The organism is Methanocalculus chunghsingensis (assembly GCF_018132105.1).
GTDB classification, from domain to species: Archaea; Halobacteriota; Methanomicrobia; order Methanomicrobiales; family Methanocorpusculaceae; genus Methanocalculus; species Methanocalculus chunghsingensis.
Genome location: NZ_JWHL01000003.1, coordinates 197,521 through 223,123 on the forward strand (window position 1 = coordinate 197,521; position 25,603 = coordinate 223,123).

Annotated in this window: 27 protein-coding genes; 13 read left to right on the plus strand and 14 right to left on the minus strand. The window is 49.5% G+C overall.

From position 1 onward, the window contains the following. Positions 1 to 74 precede the first annotated feature (74 nt). Both RJ53_RS03850 and RJ53_RS03855 read left to right on the plus strand, forming a co-directional pair. A complete protein-coding gene (locus RJ53_RS03850) occupies positions 75 to 560 on the plus strand; it encodes a YkgJ family cysteine cluster protein (protein ID WP_211530298.1) in 486 nt (161 codons plus the stop codon). Then, complete coding sequence (locus tag RJ53_RS03855) at positions 553 to 819, plus strand: hypothetical protein (RefSeq protein ID WP_211530299.1); 267 nt, start codon at positions 553 to 555, stop codon at positions 817 to 819. The genes RJ53_RS03850 and RJ53_RS03855 overlap by 8 nt, the downstream gene beginning before the upstream one ends. Before the next feature lie 4 nt (positions 820 to 823). On the opposite strand, the gene RJ53_RS03860 is transcribed toward RJ53_RS03855, so the two are convergent. Together RJ53_RS03860 and RJ53_RS03865 are read right to left on the minus strand one after the other, a co-directional pair. After that, on the minus strand, positions 824 to 1,168 hold the full coding sequence (locus RJ53_RS03860; protein WP_211530300.1) for a type II secretion system protein E: 345 nt from the start codon (positions 1,166 to 1,168) through the stop codon (positions 824 to 826). After that, positions 1,165 to 2,619: a cobyric acid synthase gene (locus tag RJ53_RS03865; protein WP_211530301.1), complete on the minus strand. Its 1,455-nt coding sequence runs from the start codon at positions 2,617 to 2,619 to the stop codon at positions 1,165 to 1,167. The genes RJ53_RS03860 and RJ53_RS03865 overlap by 4 nt, the downstream gene beginning before the upstream one ends. Before the next feature lie 110 nt (positions 2,620 to 2,729). Here RJ53_RS03865 and yciH point away from each other — a divergent pair, with 110 nt between their 5' ends. Continuing rightward, positions 2,730 to 3,035, plus strand: a complete 306-nt coding sequence (yciH, locus tag RJ53_RS03870; RefSeq protein WP_211530302.1) for a stress response translation initiation inhibitor YciH — start codon at positions 2,730 to 2,732, stop codon at positions 3,033 to 3,035. 41 nt (positions 3,036 to 3,076) lie between these two features. On the opposite strand, the gene RJ53_RS03875 is transcribed toward yciH, so the two are convergent. The 4 genes from RJ53_RS03875 to RJ53_RS03890 are packed head-to-tail and all read right to left on the minus strand — an operon-like array spanning position 3,077 to position 7,562. Continuing rightward, positions 3,077 to 4,066 (minus strand): type II secretion system F family protein, encoded by a 990-nt coding sequence (locus RJ53_RS03875; RefSeq protein ID WP_211530303.1) that lies wholly within the window; start codon positions 4,064 to 4,066, stop codon positions 3,077 to 3,079. A 1-nt stretch (position 4,067) separates the two neighbouring features. After that, complete coding sequence (locus RJ53_RS03880; protein WP_211530304.1) at positions 4,068 to 4,991, minus strand: type II secretion system F family protein; 924 nt, start codon at positions 4,989 to 4,991, stop codon at positions 4,068 to 4,070. Further along, positions 4,978 to 6,933 (minus strand): type II/IV secretion system ATPase subunit, encoded by a 1,956-nt coding sequence (locus tag RJ53_RS03885; protein ID WP_211530305.1) that lies wholly within the window; start codon positions 6,931 to 6,933, stop codon positions 4,978 to 4,980. Before RJ53_RS03885 ends, RJ53_RS03880 begins: the two co-directional genes overlap by 14 nt. Then, a complete protein-coding gene (locus RJ53_RS03890) occupies positions 6,930 to 7,562 on the minus strand; it encodes a hypothetical protein (protein WP_211530306.1) in 633 nt (210 codons plus the stop codon). Before RJ53_RS03890 ends, RJ53_RS03885 begins: the two co-directional genes overlap by 4 nt. 106 nt (positions 7,563 to 7,668) lie before the next feature. Here RJ53_RS03890 and RJ53_RS03895 point away from each other — a divergent pair, with 106 nt between their 5' ends. Genes RJ53_RS03895 through leuS form a run of 4 tightly spaced genes read left to right on the plus strand, consistent with a single transcriptional unit; the run spans position 7,669 to position 13,569 of the window. Beyond that, entirely contained in the window at positions 7,669 to 8,451 is a 783-nt protein-coding gene (locus RJ53_RS03895) for an A24 family peptidase C-terminal domain-containing protein (RefSeq protein ID WP_211530307.1), read from the plus strand. Between the two features lie 7 nt (positions 8,452 to 8,458). Then, a complete protein-coding gene (hisI, locus tag RJ53_RS03900; protein ID WP_211530333.1) occupies positions 8,459 to 8,812 on the plus strand; it encodes a phosphoribosyl-AMP cyclohydrolase in 354 nt (117 codons plus the stop codon). 37 nt (positions 8,813 to 8,849) lie between these two features. Continuing rightward, entirely contained in the window at positions 8,850 to 10,763 is a 1,914-nt protein-coding gene (locus tag RJ53_RS03905) for a PINc/VapC family ATPase (protein WP_211530308.1), read from the plus strand. 40 nt (positions 10,764 to 10,803) lie between these two features. Beyond that, a complete protein-coding gene (gene leuS, locus RJ53_RS03910; protein ID WP_211530334.1) occupies positions 10,804 to 13,569 on the plus strand; it encodes a leucine--tRNA ligase in 2,766 nt (921 codons plus the stop codon). A 6-nt stretch (positions 13,570 to 13,575) separates the two neighbouring features. Here leuS and RJ53_RS03915 read toward each other — a convergent pair whose 3' ends face one another. Then, positions 13,576 to 13,887 (minus strand): DUF5611 family protein, encoded by a 312-nt coding sequence (locus RJ53_RS03915; protein WP_211530309.1) that lies wholly within the window; start codon positions 13,885 to 13,887, stop codon positions 13,576 to 13,578. Between the two features lie 35 nt (positions 13,888 to 13,922). On the opposite strand from RJ53_RS03915, the gene RJ53_RS03920 reads away from it, so the two are divergent. Both RJ53_RS03920 and RJ53_RS03925 read left to right on the plus strand, forming a co-directional pair. Beyond that, positions 13,923 to 14,651: a proteasome assembly chaperone family protein gene (locus tag RJ53_RS03920; RefSeq protein ID WP_211530310.1), complete on the plus strand. Its 729-nt coding sequence runs from the start codon at positions 13,923 to 13,925 to the stop codon at positions 14,649 to 14,651. Between the two features lie 6 nt (positions 14,652 to 14,657). Continuing rightward, a complete protein-coding gene (locus RJ53_RS03925; protein ID WP_211530311.1) occupies positions 14,658 to 15,050 on the plus strand; it encodes a DUF473 domain-containing protein in 393 nt (130 codons plus the stop codon). Between the two features lie 7 nt (positions 15,051 to 15,057). Here RJ53_RS03925 and RJ53_RS03930 read toward each other — a convergent pair whose 3' ends face one another. The 6 genes from RJ53_RS03930 to RJ53_RS03955 form a co-directional block, all read right to left on the minus strand. Then, the gene (locus tag RJ53_RS03930; RefSeq protein WP_211530312.1) at positions 15,058 to 15,627 is read right to left on the minus strand and encodes a flavodoxin family protein; all 570 of its coding nucleotides are present in this window, start codon (positions 15,625 to 15,627) and stop codon (positions 15,058 to 15,060) included. A 61-nt stretch (positions 15,628 to 15,688) separates the two neighbouring features. Continuing rightward, the gene (locus RJ53_RS03935) at positions 15,689 to 16,429 is read right to left on the minus strand and encodes an MIP/aquaporin family protein (protein WP_211530313.1); all 741 of its coding nucleotides are present in this window, start codon (positions 16,427 to 16,429) and stop codon (positions 15,689 to 15,691) included. A 12-nt stretch (positions 16,430 to 16,441) separates the two neighbouring features. After that, positions 16,442 to 16,648 (minus strand): DUF2180 family protein, encoded by a 207-nt coding sequence (locus RJ53_RS03940; RefSeq protein ID WP_211530314.1) that lies wholly within the window; start codon positions 16,646 to 16,648, stop codon positions 16,442 to 16,444. 15 nt (positions 16,649 to 16,663) lie between these two features. Then, positions 16,664 to 18,163: a DUF2193 domain-containing protein gene (locus RJ53_RS03945; RefSeq protein ID WP_211530315.1), complete on the minus strand. Its 1,500-nt coding sequence runs from the start codon at positions 18,161 to 18,163 to the stop codon at positions 16,664 to 16,666. Between the two features lie 56 nt (positions 18,164 to 18,219). Continuing rightward, on the minus strand, positions 18,220 to 18,978 hold the full coding sequence (locus RJ53_RS03950) for a hypothetical protein (protein ID WP_211530316.1): 759 nt from the start codon (positions 18,976 to 18,978) through the stop codon (positions 18,220 to 18,222). Positions 18,979 to 19,028: 50 nt separating this feature from the next. Next, positions 19,029 to 20,195 (minus strand): SLC13 family permease, encoded by a 1,167-nt coding sequence (locus tag RJ53_RS03955; protein WP_281412419.1) that lies wholly within the window; start codon positions 20,193 to 20,195, stop codon positions 19,029 to 19,031. Between the two features lie 191 nt (positions 20,196 to 20,386). Here RJ53_RS03955 and RJ53_RS03960 point away from each other — a divergent pair, with 191 nt between their 5' ends. Continuing rightward, positions 20,387 to 20,857: a hypothetical protein gene (locus RJ53_RS03960; protein WP_211530318.1), complete on the plus strand. Its 471-nt coding sequence runs from the start codon at positions 20,387 to 20,389 to the stop codon at positions 20,855 to 20,857. 27 nt (positions 20,858 to 20,884) lie between these two features. Here RJ53_RS03960 and RJ53_RS03965 read toward each other — a convergent pair whose 3' ends face one another. After that, positions 20,885 to 21,568, minus strand: a complete 684-nt coding sequence (locus RJ53_RS03965) for a 2,5-diamino-6-(ribosylamino)-4(3H)-pyrimidinone 5'-phosphate reductase (protein WP_211530319.1) — start codon at positions 21,566 to 21,568, stop codon at positions 20,885 to 20,887. A 94-nt stretch (positions 21,569 to 21,662) separates the two neighbouring features. On the opposite strand from RJ53_RS03965, the gene RJ53_RS03970 reads away from it, so the two are divergent. Genes RJ53_RS03970 through RJ53_RS03980 form a run of 3 tightly spaced genes read left to right on the plus strand, consistent with a single transcriptional unit; the run spans position 21,663 to position 25,576 of the window. Then, positions 21,663 to 22,652 (plus strand): EF-Tu/IF-2/RF-3 family GTPase, encoded by a 990-nt coding sequence (locus RJ53_RS03970; RefSeq protein ID WP_211530320.1) that lies wholly within the window; start codon positions 21,663 to 21,665, stop codon positions 22,650 to 22,652. Positions 22,653 to 22,706: 54 nt separating this feature from the next. Next, positions 22,707 to 25,202, plus strand: coding sequence for a PAS domain-containing sensor histidine kinase (locus tag RJ53_RS03975; protein ID WP_211530321.1), 2,496 nt, complete (start codon positions 22,707 to 22,709; stop codon positions 25,200 to 25,202). After that, on the plus strand, positions 25,199 to 25,576 hold the full coding sequence (locus RJ53_RS03980; protein ID WP_246495967.1) for a response regulator: 378 nt from the start codon (positions 25,199 to 25,201) through the stop codon (positions 25,574 to 25,576). The genes RJ53_RS03975 and RJ53_RS03980 overlap by 4 nt, the downstream gene beginning before the upstream one ends. Positions 25,577 to 25,603 lie beyond the last annotated feature (27 nt).

Below are 25,603 nucleotides of genomic sequence, written 5' to 3' on the forward strand. Positions count from 1 at the left end.
GTCATCATTTCCAGTTAATAGGTAGTGTTTTGACCTGCCATACTCTTATCTTGCCAGAGCCAGAGAGGAATGGTATGGAGTCGGAGTTTTCCTGCACCCTCTGCGGGCGATGCTGCAACGGATTTGGAAGATATATCAGAATCGATCAACAGACTGGCAATACCTACCGGTGCACGCTGACCCTGACGAAGGAGACATTCCGTGCCATTCCGGATCCCGGGAGATCTGATCTTCTGAAGGATCGGTCATATTTCAGAGATCATCCACATGCATGCCCTTTTTTGAGAAAGGAAGATGAAGAGAGGATTATTTGTACTATCCATGGATCACGCCCCCGGTTCTGCCGCGACTATGTCTGCTGTACCGGAAGAATCGGGCGTGATTCTGTCATATGTGGTGAGATGAAGGGGCGACGGGATATCAGAACTGATGATCCGGATCTGTTGAGACGGTGGTCAGAGCTCGTTGCCTTGTACGGGGGGTCTGATGACGCAGTCTGGAAGCAGCAGGTTCAGGAAGCATTACAAAAAGATGGGTATGAGGTCGTTTATTATGCATGATCTCCATGTGAGGGTTCTGGTCGTTGAGAACGGCCTGGTTGCCTGCCTGCCGGAGAAGTCTGTGACACTTGATCGATGCCGCTTCTGTGTTCACTCAACACATTTCGAGACAGGTGGGAAGAAGGTGGTTTCGCCCGCCCGTGCGTACTGTTCGAGGAGTGAGGCTTCAGATGAGGTTGACCTCAGATCTGTGACAAGGGTCTGGTGTGACGATACACAGGGAGAAGGCTTTCGGAGTATTATGTCGATCATCAGCTGACTGATCAAATACCTTTCCAGAACTCCCACCAGCGGCGGGTTTCCTTCTGAATAGGTCTGCTCTCCTTCTGATGCTTGAGATCAAGGATATGGTGAATAACCCTGATCTCTTTCTTCAGGTCGCTAACCGTCGCTGTCAGGTCATCAATGGAGCCTTTGATCACTTTCACCTCCTGAAAATCTCTCTCCTGCTGTATCGGAATGAATCCCTTCTCTTCGGAATATTTTATGATCCCTGCTTCAATAAGCCTGAGAATCGCTTCATTTCGATCGACCCTCATCTCCTGTGCAAACTGTTCGATCTGATCTGACAGTTTACTCTCCAGTGTAAATGACATCCGTGTTGTCATTGCATACCACCATCCCCGTTGTTCAGTGCGATGATCGCTTCCATATCGAGGTGCTTCTCAAAATGGCGGGCGAGCTGTTCGTAGGGATCGATGTGTATCTCTTCGGAATATGATAATCCCTTTCTCTCATACAGATATGTGAGAAGGGCGAGAACCGCACTCCTGTTCTGGAAGAGACCATGAAGATATGTCCCAAAGACCATTCCGTCATCACTGGATGCCCCTTCTCCAAAAAAGGCTTCATTTCCACCTTTTCGCCTGGTTTCACCCATATGGATCTCATACCCTCTCACTTCTCCGATGCCGGAGAGGATAGGGCCAATGGGTTCTGCCCGCCGGGTAACCTGAATCGTTGTCTTTTTGTATTCAGAAAATCTTGTCTCAACAGGTAGAAGGCCAATTCCATTATAAACTCTTGCATTGTCTGACTCTATTGCATCATCGATGATAAGCTCTCCAAGCATCTGGTATCCTCCACAGATTCCAATCACCGGAATGCCTCGTTCATGTGCTCTCTTTATCTCCTGAATAGTTCCCTTCTCTCTGAGGATCTCCAGATCCTCAACAGAATTTTTTGTACCCGGAATGATGACGCAGTCATATGGCTCAAGTGACTTCCCCGGCCTGACATATTCAACGGATGCGCCTCGCTCAAGTGACTCAAAGTCTGTGAAATTTGAAATTCTCGGAAGGTGGATGATTGCAATCCTTATCGGTGAAGATGACGCGCGTTTATCATTCAATGAGAGGGAATCCTCGCTTGGAAGCTGGAGATCTGTATACGGGACAAGACCAAGGACCGGAACTCCGCATATATCTTCAATCATCCCGATGCCGGATTCGAATATCCCGGGATCACCTCTGAATTTATTTATAATCACGCCAGCGACGAGTCTCCGGATATTCGGTGGCAGGAGTTCCATCGTTCCATAGAGCTGGGCAAAGACCCCTCCCCTCTCGATATCGGCAACGAGGATAATTGGGATTTTCAGACGATCTGCAAGCCGTATATTGGCGATATCCCTGTCATAGAGGTTCAGCTCTGCCGCACCCCCTGCCCCTTCACATATGACAGAGCCTGTCTCGTCATAGAGTCGCTCATACGCAGATACGGCTATCTCAAGGAGCGCATCGGTCTCCCGATAATATTCCCTGATGGGCAGATCCTTAAAGGGCTTTCCAAGGACAATCACCTGTGAAATGCTTTCGCCCTTGGGCTTAAGGAGGATCGGATTCATATCTGCCGAGGGCTCACGCCGTGCTGCGGTCGCCTGCATCGCCTGTGCGATTCCGATCTCTGCCCCATCTCCGGTGACGTATGAGTTTAGGCTCATATTCTGCGCTTTAAAGGGCGTGACTGTATATCCACGGTCAGAGAGCGCACGGCATATACCAGCAACCGTTATACTCTTTCCGACGTGGGAAGCGGTTCCAAGCACGAGAAGCGACATATTTCCATACGTACTCTTTCTATGAAGATAAAAAGAGGAGTCATTATTGAGGCCCGGGATCTCTGATTTACCGGATACACTAAATAGAGATGAACGTCCAGTAATGGTTAATGAACAGTGGCATATGCCCAAAATGTGGACTTCCAAAGGAACTGTGTATCTGTGAAGAGGTTGCGAAGGAACAGCAGAGGATCCTCGTCAAGATCAACCGGCGTCGGTACGGTAAGGAAGTAACCGTCGTTGATGGACTTGATCCATATGAGATTGATCTTGAAGATCTCTCCAAGTTCCTGAAAGGCAAACTTGCCTGTGGAGGAACTGTTAAAGGGAATACCATCGAGTTGCAGGGAAATCACCGTGACAGGGTGAAGGCTCTCCTCTCGCAGAAGGGGTATAAGATTGATAATATAAATTAACCTGCTACCGCTTTTTTTAACCTATTCCGGGTATTAACTCTCTAGATGAGAAACCGGAAGACCATCCAGCCGATAAAGACCATAACTGCGGAGAACTTTAATCCGGCAAGCGCTCTTCCTTCACCCATCTGCCCTGCGACAAGACCGGAGAAGAATCCCTGCAGGATGACGGCATGGGAGAATATACGTTTGTAAAAGTCGATATCAATCGCTGCCATGAAGCCTGCGCCTGCACCTGATGCCTGGGCTGACTCACCCGCTGCCGCCATCGTCTCAAGGAACGTACTTGTCAGGACGCCGATGACGAACATATAGACGAAGAATGAGATGATGATGATGACGATATAGATGAACATATTATTGAGCCGTTCTGTCTTGAGGCTGACAAACTCATAGGTGTCGATAGCCGCGGCACGAAGGACATTTGAGATGTCTCCCCCCGCCTTACTTGCTTTTGCGATGAGATCGACACTACGTGTTGCAAGCGGGGTTCGTATCTGCTCACCAAACCGGAATATTGCCTCGACGAATGGAACATTCCATGACATCTCCTGATCAAGCCTCCGTATATGCCTGGTCAGAGCCCCATATTCTGCCTGAGCGACGAGATTAACGGCACCAGGGAGCGTCATCCCTGATTCGTTCATTCCTGCAAGATCCCGGAAGAAGTTTGGAAGAGCTGCTTCGAGGTTTCTCTGACGTCTGTCTTCAAAGAAGTCAAGGATGGAGAGGGGCGTGATGATGAGGAGAAGTGCGACGATAAGAACGTCATCAATGATTGTGGTTCCAAATACTATCTCTGTTCCATATCGCTGGATACTGATCAGGACCCAGATGAAGGATAATGCCACTGCAACCGGGACAGTAAGGTAGAGACTGTGGAGCGGGTGTTCAATGAGTGAACGGAGAGGATGGCGGATGAATCCCGAAAATCCCTGTTCCCGTGCGCGTCTCTCTTCGATTCTCTTTCTGATCACGATATCGGGCGAATCTTCTGTCTGGTTCCTGTTCCTTCGAAGAAGATCCCTCATCTCAGACCTCCGGTGTCATCGAACTTATCATCACAAGGAACATCACACTGCCAAATGGCATGATCAGGTAGATGATCACATAGAGGAAAAGCGGGTTACTCGTCCCGGAGAGCATCGACATGACGGACTGGAGGATGACAAGGAAGAGCGTTCCGGCAACGAGGGCTGTTACATAGGACTCGGAGATGAGTCCGAGTGTCTCAAGAAATGCTTTCTGTTCATGGCGGTTTTCAATTGCATACTGATTCGCTTTCTGTTTAAAATAATCCGTCAGATTACTTCCGCTGGTTATTGCACCCATTGCACCCTGAAGGAACTCTTTTAACCGTTCACTCGGTGTTGTCGTCGAGACAACTCTGAGCGCATCGATGAGATCGCGGCCAAAGAGATCTATCTCACGTGCGATATGCCTGGCTTCGGTTGAACTCTCTCCATAGACCGGGGATTCTCCAAGGAGACGGAAGATTTCTGCCGGGGTAATTCCCGCCGTTGACATTGCAGTGATATAATTAATAGCATGCGGGAGGGTTGTATCGATCTTTCGCCTCCTCTCTCCTGCAATAATGGATGGATAGAGGAGGAAGAAGAGGTAGGTGAATCCCCCGATGATGATGAGAGAGAGGATCGTGATGATGATCGTGCCTGCGATTAAGCGATATTCTGCATACTCATAGAAGAATCCCGGAAGTGTTCCCTGGTACCTGATCAGGTCGGGCAGTCTGAAGAGATAGGTGCAGATACCTGCAATGATGGCGCCAGCAAGGCCGGCAAGAATAGAGGTGATGGTTGCGGTTGAGAGATACACCTCAAATGGCACCCTGTGCCGTGCTGATATAAGGCTTCCAAGGAGTTCGCCATGGCTTAAACGTTTCTCCTTCATCCTCGCGCCAAGGAGATTGAAACAGAATCTCTCATAGCTGTTCATAGAGATCTCTTCTCACTCGTCTGATAACGTCCTCCGGATTGCGGAAGTAATCCATAAGGATGGCAGAGACATCACGATAATGCCGGATCTTGCGCACCCGCATCCATTCAAGCACTTCCTGCCGCCTTTTCAGCTCCTCCTGCATCCTTTCATCGTTCCATCCACGCTCCTCCATGATATCCTCAAGGATGAAGGATTTTCCAAGATAGGTAATCTCATCGCTTGAGGGTTTCCATCTGAAGACCTCATTTGTAATCAGCTCATTTGTTCGTGGATCAATATCAAGAACTTCAATGATCTGTTTGTTTCTTCTGATCCTCTGACCTCCTACCCGTGCCTGCACCTGGACAGATACAAGGTTGAGTGCGGAGAGCATATTTCGTGGAACATTCATCGGTGGGTTCTCAAGGCGGTGGACGACACTGGCAACAGAATCGGCATGGACAGTTGAGTACGTGATATGCCCTGTACTCATCGCCTGAAAGAGGGTGAGTGCCTCCCGTCCCCGTACCTCTCCGACGAGGAGATACTCGGGCCTCTGCCTCAGTGCTGCTCTGAGAAGCTCATAGAGGTCGATCTCACCCCGTCCTCCGGTATCGAAGGAGTCCCGTGTAATACTTGGGATCCAGTTAGGGTGTGGTAGTTTCAGCTCCCGGGTATCTTCGAGGGTGATGATCTTGGCAAGCGGGGGCATGAAGAGTGATATTGCATTGAGCGAGGTTGTCTTCCCTGATGCAGTACCTCCGGCGAAGAGGCATGACTTCCCGCTCTCGACGGCAAGCCAGAGGAATGCAATGGAAAGAGATGAGAATGTCTTCCACTCGATGAGATCGGTCGGAGTGATCGGCTCTTCCCGGAACTTTCTGATGGTAAATGTGGATCCATGTGCAGTCACTTCTGTTCCAAGGGTCATCTGGATGCGTGATCCGTCGGACATCGTTGCATCCAGGATCGGCTCAGCGATGGAGATATACTTCCCTGCTCTCTGGGCAAGCTTTGTCACAAAAGAGTCGAGCTCTGTTGAATCCTTATATGTGAGGGTCGTCTTCATCGATTCGTAGCGTGTGTGATAGACAAATATCGGTGTCATTAACCCGTCACAGGAGATATCCTCGATGAACGGGTCATGCATGACCGGATCGATGAGGGCATCCCCGAGGAACTCACGATCCATTCTGTAGAGGATCTTCTCCTCCTCTGCAGGATCAAGACGGATCTCATAATCTGCAATGATCCCCCGACAGGCTTGTCGAAGGATATCCCTCGTCTCACTTCTTGAAAGACCCCGGGTACTGATATCAAGCGTCTCAAAGAGCCTGCTTTTTATCTCGTTATAAAAATCCTCTTCACCCTCTGTCAGGATTGGCTCAATAACCTGATAGGTGTACTCATGCGAGACGATATCGTACAGTATCCGTATGTAGGCATAGGGAGGCTGAACCGGGTATAGTTCCACCTCTTCAATTCCAGGAGATGGTTTATAGGATAAATCGACCAGTGGACCATGTTTCTCAGGGGAGTACTCCTCATGCTCAGAGTGGCGGATCGAGAAGAGATCAAGGAACTTTCTCTTTTTTTCATTCGTTTTTATCGCGGTTTCCTCTATCTTTTCTGGCGCCCGCTGCTCCGGAGATGCTGATGGAGTGTGAGGTGATGCATTCTCAATTATCACCTCTTCCAGAGGGAGTGGATGTGCGGTAAGGGTTTTTTTCTTCACCGGGAGATCTTTATTATTTGCAGTATCCTGAAATCCGGCTTCCGGATACCGATCAGAACCCGCTCTTTCGTCTATATTCTTTTCTTTCTCAATGTGGGTGGATGCAACAAGTTCGTCAAGAAGCCCTTCAAGTTCGTCCATTGTATCAAGGGGATCCTTGGAAACGACTGGATCTTTTGTTCTCTTTCTGAAAAGAGATCTCCATCCCCTCCCTTCATCACTCATTGCCCATCTCCCGGAATCAATACTATTGATTTGAGATCTCCACCCGGGAAGTCTATGATGGATCGGGAGATGAGCTTTATACCGTCACGTACCCGGCATTCATATCTTCCAGAAAGGAGTTTGAAGGTTGCTTCTCCTCTTTGATCTGTTGTGTCCGTTGCACAGATCCGGCTATTGTTCCAAAGTTCGATACGAAGATCCTGGGGGAGTGATCCCGTTGTCTTCATCTGTATCGTCAGTCTTCCGATACCGGCATTGGCCTCTGTCTTGATATCTGTCTCTAAATCAGTCTTTGTATGAACGGAGAGGCGTGCAGGGTTAAAGATTCTTGCTCTTCCGGAGCGTTCTTCTGCCTGCTGAAGAGTAAGGGGATTGCAGGTGAAGATGCCATCTGCCGGGAATCGCAGTATCGCAGTATCGCCAAATATTGTACCCGCTGCATCGGTATATTCTGCTCCACCCGGTTCTCCGGAGATGGTGATGACAGAGGCGCTCATCCCGCCCTCCTCACAACGGATATCTGCGGTCAATTTGTTATCGAATGCCTCTTGTAAGCAATACTGGAGGGTTCTTTTCATATTCTCCTGCAATTTCCCGATGGTAATAGCTCTCTCCTCCTCTTTATCCATAGGTTCTCCAAAATTCAATATGCTTTCCCTTTCTTGATCGTCCTTATAATTTAGAAGGGATACAATGCCATGCTATATATAATGTATTAGTCAGATATCATTCTCCATGATCCCTCCCCTGATCATTGCGTTCATCGCAGTTGCAGCAACCTTTGTCTATGGCTCGGTCCTTGATATCCGTGATCGGAGGGTGCCTTTCCGGACATGGTACCCGATGATTCTTGTCTCTGCCCCGTTCGCAGCATGGGTGTACTATCTCCTCCTCATGGGAGATCCGGCCTGGTTTCTGATGCTTTTTATCACAACGCTCATTTTCTGCACCATGATGTATGCAATCGCATACTTCGGACTCTTTGGTGGTGCAGACGCCTGGGGTCTCATCTTCATCGCACTTCTCATCCCGATATTTCCCATCGAACCACTTCTTGGCTATTCCCCGATACCTCTCTTCGTCTTCAGCGTGCTTGCAAACGCTCTGATTCTCAACCTCTGCATTCCGCCCGTCATCTTTCTCTACAATACGCTCCGGGGCAATCGGGCGCCCCTGCTGCACCGTTTCATCGGATACCCGGTTCCCGCAGAGAAGCTCACGACTGTTTTTGGCTTTGTGATTGAGGATTTTGAGGAGACTGAGGATGGGATCAGGCGACGATTCATGCCGTTTTCAGAAGCAGTCCGTCGCATGGCAGGCGATGATCGGGTGTACACGCGTGATCTCAGAGAGCATCCCGAGGCGTTCTTACGTGAACGAAAGCTCTATGCGAAGGCAGGATCTGTCTGGATATCATATGGTGTCCCTTTCTTCATCCCGATCACCGCAGGACTCTTTGTCTCGTTCTTCATCGGGGATATCCTCTTTACTTTGATCACCCTTCTTATTGGAGTGTAGGGTGATGATCGATTTACACTATGAAAATGGCCTCATTCCGGTGATTGTCCAGGATAAGGAGACGCAGGTAGTTCTGATGGTTGCATGGGCGAATGAGGAGGCTGTAGAGCTGACTCGTAGCACCGGATCTGCCCACTATTACAGCCGGAGCAGGCGGAAGATCTGGAAAAAAGGTGAGGAGAGTGGCCATCTTCAGCAGGTTCATGAGATCCGGGTTGATTGTGATGCTGATACCCTCCTCTATATTGTCACACAGTCCGGTGCTGCGTGCCATATGGGATATCGGTCATGTTTTTATCGATCTATTAATGGGGATCTCCTCCTCGAGAGGATCGTTGACCCTGAAAAAGTGTACAAATAATAACGATGAATGACACGTACCTTATGGTAGATTTTTTATGAAACTGGTACCCGATACAAGCGTCGTCATCGATGGACGCATAACTACAATGATACACAACGGAGAATGCAAAAACCCTACAATAATCATCCCTGAAGCGGTATTTGCAGAACTTGAGGCGCAGGCAAATCATGGCCGTGAAATTGGCTTTTCAGGTCTCACAGAGATTCAGGAACTCTGTAGGATGCGCGATGAAGGACTCCTTGAGTTAAAATTTGTCGGAGAACGCCCCCGTCTCGATCAGGTGAAGCTCTCCAGTGGTGGTGAGATTGATGCAATGATACGAAACGCCGCAATAGAATATGATGCCACCTTTGTCACCTCCGATGTTGTTCAGGCCGAAGTCGCACGGGCACGAGGACTTGAGGTCATTTATCTCAAACCACAGCAGGAGAACTTCACCCCTCTTCTGATTGATAACTTCTTTGATGAGAATACCATCGCAGTCTATCTCAAAGAGCGGGTCTCTCCATATGCCAAGAAAGGCCGTCTCAAGGAGATGCGTCTGGTGCCAATACGCGATGCCCCGATGAGCGAATATGAGTTGCGCCGACTTGCACAGGAGATTCTGGAACGCGCAAAACGCGATCCGGATGGTTTTATCGAGATAGAGAAGCGTGGCGTTACCGTGGTTCAGATCGGCTCCCTCAGAATCTCCATCACACGCCGCCCCTTCTCAGATGGAATGGAGATATCGGCGGTCAGACCCATCGCCCATGTCTCTCTCGACGATTATGACCGCGCAGAAGAGATCAAGCAGGGCCTGGTGAGTGATCGATGCGGCACACTCATCATCGGTCCACCGGGTTCAGGGAAGTCAACCCTCGCGCAAAGTATTGCAATCTTCCTTGCGGATCGTGATTTTGTCGTCAAGACGATGGAAGCTCCCCGTGATCTCCAGGTTCCTGATCATATCACCCAGTATACCTCCCTGGAAGGGAGTATGGAGGCAACAGCAGACCTTCTGATGCTCGTCCGTCCGGACTTCGTGGTTTTTGATGAGATCAGGAAGGCTGAGGACTTCTCTATCTTTGCCGATCTTCAGCTCTCCGGGATTGGTATGGTCGGTGTGATACATGCGCAGAGGGTACAGGATGCCGTCCAGCGTCTCATCGGAAGGATAGACTACTGCCTCCTCCCCCAGGTCATCTCATCGATCATCTTTGTCTCAGATGGAGAGATTGAACAGGTATTTACCATTGATTTTTCAATCGATCGCCCAACAGGCCTTACCGATCTCGGTGTTGAGATGCCTCCATCGCCTCTCGTGACGATCAGCAATAGTGCAGACGGAACCCCGGTCGTTGAGATCTTCCGCTTTTCCGGGGAGACGATCGTCATCTCTGCAGGACCAACGAATTCTGAGGAACCAGCACTGGAAGAACCGGAGAATAATATAGCACCATCACAACCGCAGATCCCTCCTCACTGGAAAGTGATTGAAAAAGAGATTCAGAAAGAGATCGGCAGGTTCACCGAAGGATTCGTCGATGTCCGGATGATCTCGGATACCAAAGCGACCGTCTTCATCGATGATCAGGATATTCCTGCTGCGATCGGCAAAGGTGGCAAGAACATCTCCGGGATTGTCAATAAAGTCGGTGTTGGCATCGACATCAGATCCCGATCAGAACTTGGCCATGCTGATGAAGATATTGTTGAAGAGATGCCGTTGAAAAGTGCATCATCTGAACGGAGTATTCAGATCCGGACGGATAAAAAACAGCTTGCCCTGCTCTGTCCCGAACATGGAGGCAAAATTGTCGATGTCTTCTCCGGGAAGGAGTATCTCTTTACCGGAACTGTTGAGGAGAGTGGAGAGATCCTCCTTGCACGAAATAACTCAATCGCCCAGGAGATGATCAGGCGGTTTGAGGAGGGAGAAGATATCAAGGTTCGTCCTGTTGATTAATTGTGAAGGGGAGCTTATCGTGACTGAAGATACAATACAAATGGCCGAGGCAGAAGTGGCCGGAGCATGGAAGAGGGCGTTTGAATCCGATCCATCTGAGAAGGAGAAGTACTATATCACCGTTGCATACCCGTATCCAAGTGGCGCGATGCATGTCGGCCATGGAAGGACGTATATTGTCCCAGACGTTATCGCACGCTTCTGGAGGATGCGGGGGAAACAGGTCCTTTATCCGATGGCGTTTCATGTTACGGGATCTCCGGTCATCGGGATCTCAAAACGGATTGCACGGGGGGATGAGAAGACAATAACCCTGTATCGTGATCTCTATAAAGTTCCGGAGGATGTTCTTGCCAGATTCTCAGATCCGCTTGCGATTGTTGAGCATTTCTCTGATGAATATGAACGGGTGATGCGGCGTCTTGGCCTCTCGATCGACTGGCGACGACGGTTTACGACAATCATTCCCCAATATTCTAAATTTATCGAATGGCAGTATAGCCATCTCTATGCTCAGGAGCGTGTCGTCAGGGGCGCTCATCCTGTCAAATATTGTCCACAGTGTGAAAACCCCGTCGGGGACCATGACCTTCTCGAAGGTGATCGGGCGGAAGTTGTGAAATTTATCTTTGTCAACTTCCAAGCTGACGGTTTTTTGATCCCATGCGCCACACTCCGTCCGGAGACGATCTTTGGTGTGACAAACCTCTGGATTAACCCGGATGTCCGGTACGTGAAGGCTGAGATCGATGGTGTTGTCTGGCTCGTCTCCCGTGAGGCTGCTGAAAAACTCTCGATGCAGAAGCATACCGTCTCAATTATTGATGAGATCAATGGGGCGGATCTTGTTGGATCGATGGTCTCCCACCCGCTCTCAGGGAAGGTACAAATCCTCCCTGCGCCCTTCGTTGATCCCGATATGGGGTCCGGGGTTGTGATGAGTGTTCCTGCGCATGCACCCTACGATTACATCGCTCTTCGTGATCTCCAGCAGAAAGGGGAGTATACGGATATTGTTCCGATCCCTCTTATTTCGGTGGATGGATATGGTGCAGTTCCTGCACAGGAAGCGGTTGAACGAGCAGGAATCCATGATCAGCTTGATCCGAAGATGGATGAAGTGACGCAGGAGGTGTATGGGGCAGAGTTTACACGCGGCAAACTCCTCCCCCTCTGCGGAGAGCATGAAGGTAAGCCGGTTCGTGTTGCCCGTGATGATCTTGGGGACGTTATGGAACGGGACTATGGATCGATCCGGTTCTTTGACTTTGATACCCAACCGGTTATCTGCCGTTGCGGAAGCAGGGCATATGTCAGAATCCTTGATGATCAATGGTTCCTGACCTACAGCGATCCAATATGGAAGCAACAGGTTCATGATCAGATCAGTTCGCTCTCCCTTGTTCCCCCGGAGGTGCGTGCCGAATTTGACCGTACCGTCGACTGGCTGAAGGACTGGGCATGCACCCGTCGTGTCGGGCTGGGAACGCGAGTTCCCTGGGACTCAAACTGGCTCTTTGAGCCCCTTTCGGACTCGACGGTCTATATGGCATACTACACCATCGCACACCGTATCAGTGATATTCCTCCGGAGTCTCTCACCCCCGATGTCTTTGATTATATCTTCCTTGGCAAGGGTGATCCGAAGGGGGTTGATCGTCAGCTCCTTGACTCGCTCAGATCCGAGTTCCTGTACTGGTACCCCTACAACTACCGTTTCTCGGCAAAGGATCTCATCTCAAATCACCTCACTTTCCAGCTCTTCCATCACCGTGCCATCTTCCCTGATGATCTTCAACCAGAGGGGATGGTTGTCTTTGGAATGGGGCTCCTCAATGGAGCAAAGATGTCCTCCAGCAAAGGCAATGTCTTCCTCCTTGAGGATGCGGCCGATGAGTTTGGGGCAGATACCGTCCGTATGTTCCTCGTCGGCTCAGCAGAACCATGGCAGGACTTCGACTGGAGAAATGAACTCGTCTCATCGACCCGGAAACAGATTGAGCGGCTCACCTCCTATGTACAGGATGGTGTACTATCAGCAGGAGAGACAGGGGTTGACTCCTGGCTTGCATCACGTCTTCAGCGGCGAATTGTACAGACGACCACGGCTCTTGAACTCTTCCAGACCCGTCAGGCTCTCCAGGAAGCGTACTTCGGGATCGAGTCTGACTTAAAGTGGTATCGGAGGAGGCTGCCTGCCGGATCCGATGGAGGTGCGGTGATGCGGCAGGTGGCTGATGCATGGGTAAGGCTCCTTGCTCCAATCATTCCTTTCACCTGTGAGAAATTATGGGGTGATCTCGGTCATGAAGGACTTGTATCGTATGCAGAATGGCCTCTGCCTGATGCAGCTCTTCTGAACCCGGCCGTTGAGCAGGCGGAGGATCTGATCATGCGGACGGTCGAGGATATTGAATCGATCATCCGGATCATCCCGATGACGCCATCAAAGGTGACTCTCTGTCTCGCCCCTTCATGGAAGTATGATGTCTTCAATGTGGTTGCGACTGCTGAAGACCGCCGTGTGGTGACAAAAGAGCTGATGAAGGATGAATCGATGCGAAGCCTTGGAAAAGAGGCGGTCAATGCCGTCAATCAGGTGACGAAGCTGATCCACAGCCTTCCACCCCAGCTCGTTACAGAGATTGTATCAAATCCCCCGGATGAGCTGGCTATCTTTACTCAGGCCCTTTCGTTCCTTGAGGAAGAGTTTAAGGTTGCATTTGAGATTGTTCCGGCAGAAGAGAGCACGCATGCAAAAGCAGGAATGGCGCTTCCCTTCAAACCGGCTATTATAATTGAATAAATTTTTTCATTCTTTTGGCTTTGCCCTCTTCACCCGCTCCTTTGTTGAAAAGCCTGTGATGAGGTCCAGGTACACTCTGAATTTCTTATTTGAATCGAGGATCAGATCATCTGATGCGTTAATGTCCGATTCTGTATCGACAAATACCGTCTTCCCCTTTTCACCAGGCCATACCTCGAGCCGCTTGATTGCGCCATAGGCGATAGAATAGTGTCCGTCCTTCTCTTCTGCCTCAACTCCGAAGATATCAACAAAGCCTTTGATCAGTCGCTCTTCGAGGTCTTTCGTCTGGCCTCTTTTGACCGGGTATTCTTGCATAGTATTATTATAGGGTGGGGTTGTATGTAATTTTAATGTCCAGAGATACGAGTGATTTGAAGATCATATCACAGGATCTCAGTGAGAAGGGATCTGTTGTGATGATGGGCTTTCCAGGATCTGGTCTTGTCGGGAGTATTGCCCTTCAATACCTCGTCGAGCAGATGGATTTTACCCATATCGGTGATATAACAAGTCGTTTCTTTCCCCCGATGTCGATGATGCATAAAGGGGTCGTCAATGCCGCGGTTCGGATCTATGAGAAAGATACCTTTGTTGCCTTTGTTGCAGATATTCCGATCCATCCGATGATCTGTTATGAGGTCGCAAACGGCATCCTTGACTGGCTTGGAGACTATGATGTCAAAGAGATCGTTACTGTAGCTGGTATTATCACAAACGAACCGGAGAAGAGGGTATTTGGCGTGGCGAGTGATCAGGATTCGGTTGATCGTCTTGAAGACCATACGATTATTCTTCCGATGGGAAGCATCTCAGGGATTGCATCTAGCCTTCTGACAGAGTGTAAACTTCGAAAGATCCCCTGCATGGGTCTTCTTGGTGAGACGGTGAACAACCCTGATCCCCGGGCCGCCATCTCAGCAATTGAAGTTCTTAACCAACTCTATTCATTTGGAATCGATACGTCACCTCTCCTTGAACAGGCAGAAGAGATTGAAGCGACGATGCAACGGCTTGCAGAGGAGGTTCAGAGTGCTGAGGCTGGACCGCAGAAGAAAGAAAATCTTCCAATGTATGGGTGAATCATCATGATGGTAGCAGCATTAACAGGGATATCCCCTCAGGTAATCGCGGATCTCAAACTTGGCAAACCACGTACCATAGAACTTCAGAGTGCCCATAATATTATTACCCTCTCGGAAGTGAATCCGGGTGATCATATCTTTCTGACAAGTATCGCCGCAGAAGACCTCTCTCCCGGAGACTCAGGGCTCATTCTTACGGTCCAGGCAGTTTCGATTTCGATGAAACGGGTGATAGAGTACTCTCATGGTCATCACTTTGAGGAACGTGAACGGACATCAGCGCGTGTTCAGCTGAAATATTGTGGAACCTCAATTGTAAAAGAGAGTGGGGCACTCTCCTGTTGCAAGGCCTACTATGCGGATGTGGTGAAATGCACCTGTTTCCATGCGGTCTGAAAACTTCTCACTTTTTTACTTGATTGATACAATACGCGACATTCTCTCCAAATCGCCGGATAGTATCGAGACCTTCTGTATCCTGCTGCACTTCACCAGGCTCCTTTCCAAAGACAATATTCCAGTAGGTTGAGCCACAGACGATCATATCGTTGATGAGATAGAACATCAGTAGTTCCTGGATGGTGGCGGTGTGTCCCCCTCTCCGTGCCACCGCGACTGGTCCGCCGACCATCCGCGAGAGGAACTGATCGGATCCCCGTGATACCATCCCTATCCTCTGGATTGCCGACATCAGATCTCCGCGTGCGGTTCCGAAGTAGACGGGGGATCCGATGATCAGTCCGTCAGCCTGCCGGATCTCATCGATCATCTCATTCACTCCGTCATCGATAGCACATTTGCCGGTCTTCTTACAGGTATAGCAGGCGATGCAGGACTGTATCTGCTTTCCACGGAGGCTGATCACCCGGGTGCTGCATCCTCCGGCATGGAGAGCTTTGCTGCATTCTTCGAGTACCTGTTCAGTATTCCCCCCTGAACGGGGGCTTGCATTGATCAGAATAACATCTGCCATGGTCTATCGCTTCATGGTTGATCGCAGAATCAAAAAGGATGTTGGTTCGGAAAAAAAGGGATTATTCAGAGGTCAGCCAGTCGTAGAGGAAGACTGCGACCAGTGCCCCCACGATTGGACCTATGATATAGATCGGGAAGAACTCCCAGAGATTCCCTCCACCAAAGAGGGTATTACCAATATATGGACCGAATGTACGGGCCGGATTGAGGGATGAACCAGCGATATTACCGGTGGTGGTGATGATACCGGCGACCGTCAGCCCGATGATAAGACCGGCAAATCCTTCGGGTGCCAGTTTGTCAACGGCAACCCCCATGATGGCGAGCATCAGGAGGAATGTTCCAATCGCCTCAACGAGAATAGCCTGGCCATAGGAGATACCAGGGAATGGAGCGGTTGCGCCGAGCCCTCCAACGAGGACGGCATCAGGGCCGGCACATGCGAAGAAGAGGGTACTTGCAAGGGCTGCTCCGATCAACTGGGCGATAATATAGGGCACAACTTCAGCAGTCGGGAACCGTTTTGATGCCCAGAGTGCGATCGTCACCGCCGGATTGATATGGGCTCCGGATACCCTCCCAAGCGCATAGATGGCAGCGGCGATGGCAAGACCGAAGGCAAGACCGATGGCGAGCCAGTCTCCCAGACCTCCGAGGTATCCTATCCCGATATTGAAATCGTTGAGGGGTGCCTCCCCTTTTGCGAGCATCAGGGTTATGGCAGCTGCTCCCGCTCCAAAAAAGACAAGGAGGAAGGTCCCGACGATCTCAGCGACACATCGTTTGGCTAATGAGATCATAGCATCATCTCCTCAGGATGTGAGTGCGTTATGGCAGGGTGGGCAGAGAATTCTCGGGATGTTTGTCTTCACCTTCTTTGCGGGGAAGGGATATCCCCCTTCCCACTTCTCAATCTCCTCCCTGATAGCATGGTGTTTGCAGACCCCCATCCCGCAGACGATGCAGATTGCTACTGCATCACTATCTTTCCCCTCTTCTGCGCAGATATAGCATTTCATATCCGTTCACCTCCTTTATACTGCATCCTTGTACTCACAGTACTGGTGCCTGAAGTCGACGAGGCATGCGGCTGCACAGTCCTTGCATGCACGAACCGGAGCTGCCGCCGTCTCCTTGTGAAGAGCGATAATGTTTGTCATCATCGTCGCTGTGACCGGCTCGCTCGTCAGGAGGCATGGATAGTCGGAGAGGCGCATCAGGGCAGATGCCCTGACGGTGATGGCACATGCCGGGTATGCATACCATTGCGGATTCATCAGCACCTCATTCTCATGGATTGGAGAGAGATCGATTGTACATCCTGCGACCTTCGGGGCGAGCTGTCCACTCGATCCTGCTTTTGCCCTCCGTGCCCTGTCGATGATCTTCCATCCGCGGTAGATCATATCCATGAAGTCACAGTTGTGCAGCTCTGCAGCTGCCCCCCGTGTGGGGTTGAGCTGAACCAGGTTGTGGAACCGCTTCGTCAGAAGATCCACGATCATCGGGGCGTTGAATCCGTCAAGCTCAAGGATATATTCTGTTGCAGAGGCTGATGCCCCGGTCACAACAGAGAGGATATCATACTCGCTCTTCATTTTATCGACATTTGCATCCAGAGTCTTCTGCATCACCTCGGTGACCGCCTCAATCGTCGCCATGATGACATCGTCCTTACACATGTTGAAGGTCGACTGGGCGATGTGATGGGCGATATCTCCGACACAATAGGCAGGGATGGTTGCTATGTTTCCGTAATGAACACCATCATCGATAGCTGCTTTTACCGCAGGCTCAATCATGCGGCGATAATCCTCCATGTACTTCCTGACATCAAATGAGGTGTGGCCTGCCCCGTCCATCAGCTCAGCCTGGGCTTTGACCGGGCTCTCATAGATCGCCTGAAGTTGTTTCACCTCTTTCTCGGCGGCTTCAGTCAGGGTGTCGCCTGCTTCAATCCTTGTTGCAAAGACCTCACCAACACCATAGCTGGTGTTCATTCCCCAGGATTTCGCAGCAAGGATCGTCTGTTTGTGATCTGTTGGAATATCTGTTGTTTTCAGAATCTGGTTGACAACATTGCTTGTACTGCCCGGGATAAGGGCGAAGTCGACGACACAGGTTGGTCCATAGAAGCCTGCATACCTTCGGGCAGACTCCCGTCCGATAAGTGCCTCGGACTTTCCGATCTGTTTGACGAATGTATCAAGGCTCTTTTCGAACTTCTTGTCCTGATCACAGAGGATCTCAAGGACGACCGGTGTCTGATAATGTTCAACGAAGGGATCATCCTCAGGCCGGATCGTCTTTGTGAGTTTGTTCAGTGCATCGAAATGTGATGTGACTGAGGTCTTGTGCAGGTCAATGACTGCCGCACTCTGGCCGGATGCGACCGTCATCTTTTTTACTGCATCCACATATGGCTGTGCATCGGTCAGGGTGAACTGCGTCCCCCTCTTCTTTTTTATCGTCTCGACATCTGCACGCTGGGCGCCCATCGCCTCATTTATCATTTTTTTATATATTTCAGACATTTTTTTCACCTCTCATCGTCGGGGTACTCCCGATACCCGCAATTATATTTTCAAGGCTATATACCTTTCTCCTGTTGGATAATCGGGCTGGCATTATCATCGAAGGGATTTTTCCGCATTGCCAGTGAGAAGAGGTAGGGATAATGGGTTTTCTGATATCGCATGTACTCGACCCATTCCGGGGTGAGAAGATCGTATACCCGACGGAGATCGGTAGCAAGATGGGCGAGGTCAGAATCCGGGAGAGCACTCAGATCTCCCCGGCTCTCCAGTTCCTCGGAGAGATGAAATACCGCCCTGAGGCTCTCGGTGAACGTGGCATGTTCGAGAAGAACCGGGTTTTCCAAAAGACGGAGGAGGAAATCCCGGTGTCCTGCTAACATGGTATGCAGTTCGATGAGGTTGATCCTCCCAATCTGAATGGTCTGCCGGAATCCTTTCAGGGTTGCGATGATCGTATCAAACTCCCGGTCTGTCCATGAGTCACGAATAAGAAGATCTCCCCGGATAGTATCAAGGTCGGGATCAGCATCTGAGAGGATCTTCAGGAGATGTGATCCGATCTCAGAGAAAAAGACTCCGATAACCATATTCATCTTCTGGAGGCGTTCTCTTCGTGATCGAACTGCAAGGAGCTGGTTGAGTATTATCGTAACCAGAAGGACATTAATTGGAAGAAATCCAAGTGCATTGAAGATGTAGGTGAGGGTATTACTCTCCCCTGCATCACCGATTATGAGGAACTTGGTTCCATAGATGATGATGGTGATGGATATGAGCACGATACCAAGTTTTGTCTCCCATTTGAGTTTCATTATTTCTCTCCGATAACAATTGAAGGATCTTTTCCGTGAAAAGGCTTGGGTTAGGCGATAAGAGCGAACCATCCGATGAATACAGCGCCTTGCAGGATTGTCACCGGTACTCCGAACCTGAGAAATTCGACGAAGCTGATCGTTGCTCCACGCCGCTCAGCGTTCTGGATGATGATGATGTTGCTTGCCGCACCGAGTAGTGTCAGGTTGCCTCCGATGGTGCTTCCGGCGGCGAGGGCAAGAAAGACCGTTTCGGAAGAGCCCGCTTCTATCAGGGAGGGGATAAGGAGTGCAACAAAAGGCACATTTGAGATGATCTGGCTGAGGAGGATGCCACCACCGATCAGCCATGGGATCGATAAAATCAGCTGGGAAGGGATGAGTCCGGGGAATGTGCCCCCAATCCATACCGCCTCCATCAGGATGAAGAGGCCCACGAAGAAGAGGAGTGTCCGGTAATCAACACTCCTGATGATGGCGAAGCGGTTCGGAGAGGGGAGAATCGGGGCCGCTGAAATTGCCGCAATCGTCGAGAGGGTGAGCATTGGCGGGTAGCCTGTTGCCATGCATATGATCCGGAGTATGATCAATCCGATAAGAATGCCCAGGGATGCTCTGCAGAGAAGAGCAAGTCTCTGATCCCTGATCCCTGCCTCAGGAAGAACCGGTGGCAGTACAGAGGGAAGAGGTGGGGTCATTCTTCTTATTATCGCGTAAAGGATGATTCCTGAGAGTACTGTCGGAACAAGGAGTACTTCTATAAAGGTCAGAAAGGGGTTCTCCATTCCTGATCCAATCGCGATAAGAAGATTCTGTGGGTTGCCGATCGGGCTTATAATACTCCCTGTTGTTATAGCTCCTGCAAGTGCGAGGAGGAATATCCTATCCGGTATTTCACAGGTTCGTGCAAGGGCAAGAGCGATGGGGGTGCCGATGATAGCAAGTGTGTCATTCATCAGGAGAGCAGAGAAGCCCCCCATCGTCAGGATAAAGAGGGAGATGAGCTGGCCTGGTGTTCCTGCCCTGGAGAAGATGATTCGTGCGAGATACCCAAGATATCCGCTCCCTTCCATGGCTGATCCGATGAGGAAGACAGAGAAGAGAAAGATGATGATCTCGATATTGACTGCATGGATTGCTTCGGTGAGAGTGATACTCCCGGTGATAAGTACCGCTCCCGCTCCGGCTAGCATCATACCCCAGATAGGAAGCCGCATCCCCCCGATCTGGCGACATGCAATCCCCCCCAGCACGAGAATAAGGATGATAACCGAGATGTCCGTGCTTTGTTATTGGATCATTTTGGTAATGAAGGAGACGGGATTGATCTGTATTGCTGTGTAGTATACTTTCAAAAATATATTGATAAAGCGAAAGGATAATATAGGCGATCTTCCAATGATGGCATATGAAGCAGATACTCTCCCTGATGATCATCGCGATCATCACCGCCACACTCCTGACCGCAGGTTGTGTGGAATCTCCGGATTCAAACGGAGGCATCACTCCGACTCCTGATACAACACCTGTTTCAACTGAGCCCGATCCCTCTGAAGATATGCTGACTCCGGGTCCTCTTGGAACGATGCCACCAGGCCAGGAGGTGGAGGCCACGGTATCCCGGGACCCCCTCAAGACTGATATCTATGTAACATTCAATGGAGGGAGGGGGATGAGCGCTATTGTTCGTATTGATGCAACAATGTACGCCTCAGATGGCCGGATTGAGGAAAAATCGATGTCTCGGCCAAGAATGGGCGATTCTGTCACATTTACCGGGACACGGGGTACAGATCGGGTCAAAGTGACCGCTCTCTATAATACAGGGGAGGTTGTTGTCATCAACGACGGTCTCTTTGAGTATAGAAGCCGGTTGTGATCCTCCCTTTTATGAGGTGGTGGACAATCATTCCTCCATCTTTCTCTTCCAACGGATAAGAAGTCCGTCATCGATTCTCTGAACCTCCTGAAGAAGAAGTCTTGGAAATTGTGACTCATCAATGAACCCCTCGCCATCTGCAAGGGTCGGCGCCATAGCCCCACCAATGACGCATGAACCGATATAGGTGTTCAGCTCATCAAAGAGCCCTTCACTGAGAAACGACCATATCACGGTCCCACCGCCTTCGATCATCAGTCTCTCTATTCCCGACTCTGATAGTTTCTGCAGCAGGCATGGCAGATCAACCCGGCCCTTTCCGCAGCTGATGATCATTGCATGCTCTCCAAGAGCCCTGATCTTCCTCAGGTCAGCATCTTCTGCAACAACAATGATCCTCTCTCCCTCTCCTTTCACCAGAATATCGGCGCTGAGGGGTGTCTCCGCATGCGAATCAAGGACGATGCGAATCGGGTTCTCCGGTCTCCCTTCTCTTCGCCGGGCAGATCTCAGTTCGGGTGACTTGACGGTCAGAGACGGGTCATCGGCATGTACTGTTCCGATACCGACGAGGATTGCATCACTCTCTGCACGCATCCGGTCCACGCGGGCGAAGTCATCGGATCCTGAGATGCGGACCTGCCGCCGCTCCCGTGTAGAGAGCTTTCCGTCTGCGCTCATTGCGGCGTTAATGATGATGTATGGTCGCATGATAGAACCGTCTGGAGGTTTGTAGTCTTATATCCTCTCGTTTTGATCCCAGTCGAGCAGGGTTTTTAGTGCCTTGCGGTTGATATATGAGGGTATGGGTAATCTGACCGTTGCTGCAATCGCCCCCCCTGATATCCTGCGTGAAATCGGGAAGCCGGGTACTTCCTCGGATATAACATTTTATAATCTTAAACGCGGTTCTGATACGGTCACGTTTATTGAACCGACGCGATACCCTGAACGTCTTGCATCACTCTACTTCTCTGTCTCAATGGCGGGTGCTGCTCTTGTTGTTATTGATGAGATAACTCCTGCCCTTGGGGAGTGTATTCTGATGCTCGATTCAGCCGGTATCCGGGATGGTTATATTATTCTGAGAAATTATCTCGGTCAGGATCAGGTGATGCCCCTTCTCAAAGGGACTGTTCTTGAAAACTATCGTTTTATGGAGGAGAACTGGATTGATCTCAAAGAGGCTCTTCTTGAGCAGGCTGCCCGGGTTGTATCAGAGGAGCCTCCGGCAGGGTCTATGCCTTATGGAACGATGACGATTGATCATCACTTCAATGTAAAAGGTATCGGGACCGTTGTTCTTGGTGCTGTTGTTGAAGGCTGTATCCGGAAACATGATCAGCTGAAGGTTCTGCCTGAAGAGAAGACTGCCCTCCTCCGTTCAATCCAGAAGCATGATGATGATTATACATATGCTGTACGTGGGGATCGTGTCGGGCTTGCATTGAAAAACATCGATTCTGATGATCTGGATCGGGGTTTTGTTCTGACAACAGATCCCGGTATCCAGGTTACTGATGAGATCGAGAGTGATGCCGAGCTTGTGAAGTACTGGCCATCTGCTCTCCGAGAAGGTATGGTCGTCTATTCAGGGCACTGGATGCAGTTCGTCTCCGGTAAGGTGACATCGGTCATAAATGGAGATGACTTCCGGCGTCCACATCTCCGTATCAGTCTGGATAAACAACTCGTGTATCTTCCAGGCGATCGTCTGGTTCTCCATTATCTTGAAGGGGGGAAACTCCGTATCATCGGTTCTCTCATTCTTCATCAAATTTCAAAAGAGCGATAAATCTTCTGAAATTGCAAAAGATAATTTATTTATTGCAGGAGGAAGTATTAATTAATGATGGCAGAGCAGAGACTCCTTTCCTTCTATGGAAAGGGTGAACGTTCAACCCTTTTTATAAGGATCTGGGTCTTTTCTGCACTTACCATAACTGCATATCTCATTACCTATCATGGGGTGCAGCATGGGATCACTGATGTCTATCCTGCTCTTTTCTTTATCCCCATCCTCTATGCGACCCTGTTCTTTCCAAGGCGGGAGACAATTGTTGCTGTTGCTCTTGCCCTTGGATACTTTGGACTCGTCTATTCGCTTGCCCGGGATGATGTTGCGATCATCTATGCATCAACAGTAAATTTTATTCTCTTTGTTGCTTTCGGCCTTGTAGCAGCCACAGTTTCAGAACAGGTCCGGAAGAGGGCCGGTCTGTATGCAGGGGTCATCGAACATGCCGAATCCTGCAACTGGATCGTGGACAGACGTTCGAGAAAGATTGTTGATATCAATCCCCTCTGTGTCTCTCTTTTGGATTACATCCCCCACTCTCTCAATGGGCGGCCGATGCGCTCCCTCTGGCAGGATCAGTTGGCCGCGGATGCTCTCATCGACGAGATCGAGGCAACGCGGAAAGTCTCGGATCGCGAAGAGATTCTGATTCACAGGGATGGTACAAAGCGACATGTTCGCCTCTCCGGGTCTGTTCTGGATGATGAGTCTATCGTTATCTCATCAGTTGACATCACGCCGCTCAAACAGGCTGAAGCGATGAGAAAGCATGCAGAAGTGGCATATAAGGAGACACTTAATGCGATGGATGATCCGGTGCTTGTCATCGATCGTGAACACCATCTCCTCCTTGCCAACTCTGTTGCAGAGCAGAAACTCAGGATAGATGGTGTTTCTTTTGATGTAATCGGTAAGAAGATCGAGGTGATCTATCCCTTTATCTCATTCCTCTCTGATCTTCATAATCATCAGGAAATCTTCGTTGAGAAGAAAGCAATACGAAAAGAGATCTCGTATGAAATCTCCGGTCTTACGTACTGGTACGATATTTCGATAAATCCGATTAAGACAGTACAGAATTCAGGGACTGCAACAGTCATCATACATGATATCACTGAGAGGAGACATGCAGAGCAGATCTGGAGGGAATCAGAGGCATTTCACCGGGTTGTCTTTGAGAATGCCGGATCAGGCATCCTCATCCTTGATGAAGACAGCATCATCACGTCAGTGAATGATGAATTCTGCGTACTAACGGGATATCAGAAGGAGGATCTTTTGGGAGGATCAATCTTTGAGATGATCTTTCCAGAGAGGGATCGGACAATTATGATGGATTGTCTTTGTAAGAGAGATTCAGATTCTTCACATGAAGAGTATGAGGTGAAGATCCTTGATTCGATGGGAGAGGAACGCGATTGTATCCTTCTGACGTCGGTTCTTCCTGGTAATAGCCATCGTCTCCTCTCAGTACTTGACATTACCGATGAGAGGAGGATGATAGAATTGATACAAGAGCAGGAGACGAACTATCGTCAGCTCGTCAGCCAGATGCCCGTTGGTATCTTTACCTGCAAAGATGGTCTTTTCGGTTATGTTAACCCCTCATTCTGCCGAATGACCGGACATTCCGAAGAGGAGCTGGTTGGAAGAGAGGTAACTGATATCTTCTCTCTCTCTTCAGGCCTGCACTCTGCCCAATCTCCGGAAGAAATTGTATATACAAACAAAGATGGTTCAGATCGCCTGGGAGAGATGTATTTCCGGGGGTTACTCTGTGGGGAAGGCCATGAGGAACTTGGGATACTGATTGATATTTCACAGCATAAAATCCTTGAAGATGCTCTCAGAAGTGAAATCGAACGGAGATCTGACTTTGTAACTGTTGCTTCCCATGAACTCCGAACCCCGCTTCAGCCGGTTGTGGGATATATCGGTCTTCTCCTCTCCGATCCGGATGGATTTGGTCTCACTGAAGAGGTGATCCATCTCCTTGGGCTCATTCAGAAGAATGTTGATCAGGAACGGCGGATAATCGATCGTATGATAGAATTATCTGTTGTCGATTCCGGAAAGATAACACCGGTGTGTGAGGAGATACTATTACATTCCCTTCTGGAGGATTTGATTGAGGGTTTTGGATATCGAACGAAAGGAGATATTATTAATGCGGTTTCATCATCGGTTATCATCCATGCTGATGCAAATCTGCTCTATCAGGTTTTTCACAGTCTTATCTCAAATGCAATTCAATATAATGAATCTCCAAGGATCGTCAGGGTGGTATATGAGACCGAAGCGAATAACCATCTTATCCGAATAATTGATAATGGAGTGGGTATAGATGGATCTGTACTGGATCAGATCTTCAGGCCCTTCAACATTGCTGATCTCGATAAAAACAACAGGAAATATGACAGGCTGGGTCTCGGCCTTCCGATAGCCCAACGGTATGTTCATCTTCACGGCGGTGAGATCATAGTTGAAAGTACCCCTGGAGAGGGAAGTATATTTACAGTTCGGATACCTATGGAGATAGAGATATGACGAAGACGGTGATGGTGGTTGATGACGATATCCCAAACCTTACGGTAATGGGACTCCTTTTAAAAAAAATTGGGTATAGTGCAATTACTATACATAATGGCTGGGATGCGCTCGCCGCCATCAAAGAGAAGAAACCTGATCTCATTCTTCTCGATCTTATGATGACACCAATTGACGGGTGGCAGTTTCTTGATGAACTGAAGAAAGAAGGATTATCGAAACTTCCTGTGATGCTCTTTACTGCAAAATATATTCGTGATGAAGAGATAGCTCCATATAAGAAAGATATCATTCAGATTCTCCAGAAACCGGTCTCACTTCGGGAACTTGAAGTGGCACTTCATGATTTCTTCAAAAAGACTTCTGAAATGTGATATTGTTCCTTTTCTATTCTCTTTCAT

Bases quoted from the DNA above. Each gene is read 5' to 3' on its own strand.
- RJ53_RS03855 (WP_211530299.1), top strand. From the start codon at position 553: ATGCATGATCTCCATGTGAGGGTTCTGGTCGTTGAGAACGGCCTGGTT.
- RJ53_RS03965 (WP_211530319.1), bottom strand. From the start codon at position 21,568: ATGCGACCATACATCATCATTAACGCCGCAATGAGCGCAGACGGAAAG.
- RJ53_RS03895 (WP_211530307.1), top strand. From the start codon at position 7,669: ATGATCCCTCCCCTGATCATTGCGTTCATCGCAGTTGCAGCAACCTTT.
- RJ53_RS03865 (WP_211530301.1), bottom strand. From the start codon at position 2,619: ATGTCGCTTCTCGTGCTTGGAACCGCTTCCCACGTCGGAAAGAGTATA.
- RJ53_RS03860 (WP_211530300.1), bottom strand. From the start codon at position 1,168: ATGACAACACGGATGTCATTTACACTGGAGAGTAAACTGTCAGATCAG.
- RJ53_RS03880 (WP_211530304.1), bottom strand. From the start codon at position 4,991: ATGAACAGCTATGAGAGATTCTGTTTCAATCTCCTTGGCGCGAGGATG.
- RJ53_RS03960 (WP_211530318.1), top strand. From the start codon at position 20,387: ATGAAGCAGATACTCTCCCTGATGATCATCGCGATCATCACCGCCACA.
- RJ53_RS03945 (WP_211530315.1), bottom strand. From the start codon at position 18,163: ATGTCTGAAATATATAAAAAAATGATAAATGAGGCGATGGGCGCCCAG.
- RJ53_RS03930 (WP_211530312.1), bottom strand. From the start codon at position 15,627: ATGGCAGATGTTATTCTGATCAATGCAAGCCCCCGTTCAGGGGGGAAT.
- RJ53_RS03950 (WP_211530316.1), bottom strand. From the start codon at position 18,978: ATGAAACTCAAATGGGAGACAAAACTTGGTATCGTGCTCATATCCATC.
- RJ53_RS03890 (WP_211530306.1), bottom strand. From the start codon at position 7,562: ATGGATAAAGAGGAGGAGAGAGCTATTACCATCGGGAAATTGCAGGAG.
- RJ53_RS03975 (WP_211530321.1), top strand. From the start codon at position 22,707: ATGATGGCAGAGCAGAGACTCCTTTCCTTCTATGGAAAGGGTGAACGT.
- RJ53_RS03875 (WP_211530303.1), bottom strand. From the start codon at position 4,066: ATGAGGGATCTTCTTCGAAGGAACAGGAACCAGACAGAAGATTCGCCC.
- RJ53_RS03970 (WP_211530320.1), top strand. From the start codon at position 21,663: ATGGGTAATCTGACCGTTGCTGCAATCGCCCCCCCTGATATCCTGCGT.
- RJ53_RS03925 (WP_211530311.1), top strand. From the start codon at position 14,658: ATGATGGTAGCAGCATTAACAGGGATATCCCCTCAGGTAATCGCGGAT.
- yciH (WP_211530302.1), top strand. From the start codon at position 2,730: ATGAACAGTGGCATATGCCCAAAATGTGGACTTCCAAAGGAACTGTGT.
- RJ53_RS03885 (WP_211530305.1), bottom strand. From the start codon at position 6,933: ATGAGTGATGAAGGGAGGGGATGGAGATCTCTTTTCAGAAAGAGAACA.
- RJ53_RS03920 (WP_211530310.1), top strand. From the start codon at position 13,923: ATGTCCAGAGATACGAGTGATTTGAAGATCATATCACAGGATCTCAGT.
- leuS (WP_211530334.1), top strand. From the start codon at position 10,804: ATGGCCGAGGCAGAAGTGGCCGGAGCATGGAAGAGGGCGTTTGAATCC.
- RJ53_RS03915 (WP_211530309.1), bottom strand. From the start codon at position 13,887: ATGCAAGAATACCCGGTCAAAAGAGGCCAGACGAAAGACCTCGAAGAG.
- RJ53_RS03955 (WP_281412419.1), bottom strand. From the start codon at position 20,195: ATGCGGCTTCCTATCTGGGGTATGATGCTAGCCGGAGCGGGAGCGGTA.
- RJ53_RS03850 (WP_211530298.1), top strand. From the start codon at position 75: ATGGAGTCGGAGTTTTCCTGCACCCTCTGCGGGCGATGCTGCAACGGA.
- RJ53_RS03935 (WP_211530313.1), bottom strand. From the start codon at position 16,429: ATGATCTCATTAGCCAAACGATGTGTCGCTGAGATCGTCGGGACCTTC.
- RJ53_RS03905 (WP_211530308.1), top strand. From the start codon at position 8,850: ATGAAACTGGTACCCGATACAAGCGTCGTCATCGATGGACGCATAACT.
- RJ53_RS03980 (WP_246495967.1), top strand. From the start codon at position 25,199: ATGACGAAGACGGTGATGGTGGTTGATGACGATATCCCAAACCTTACG.
- RJ53_RS03940 (WP_211530314.1), bottom strand. From the start codon at position 16,648: ATGAAATGCTATATCTGCGCAGAAGAGGGGAAAGATAGTGATGCAGTA.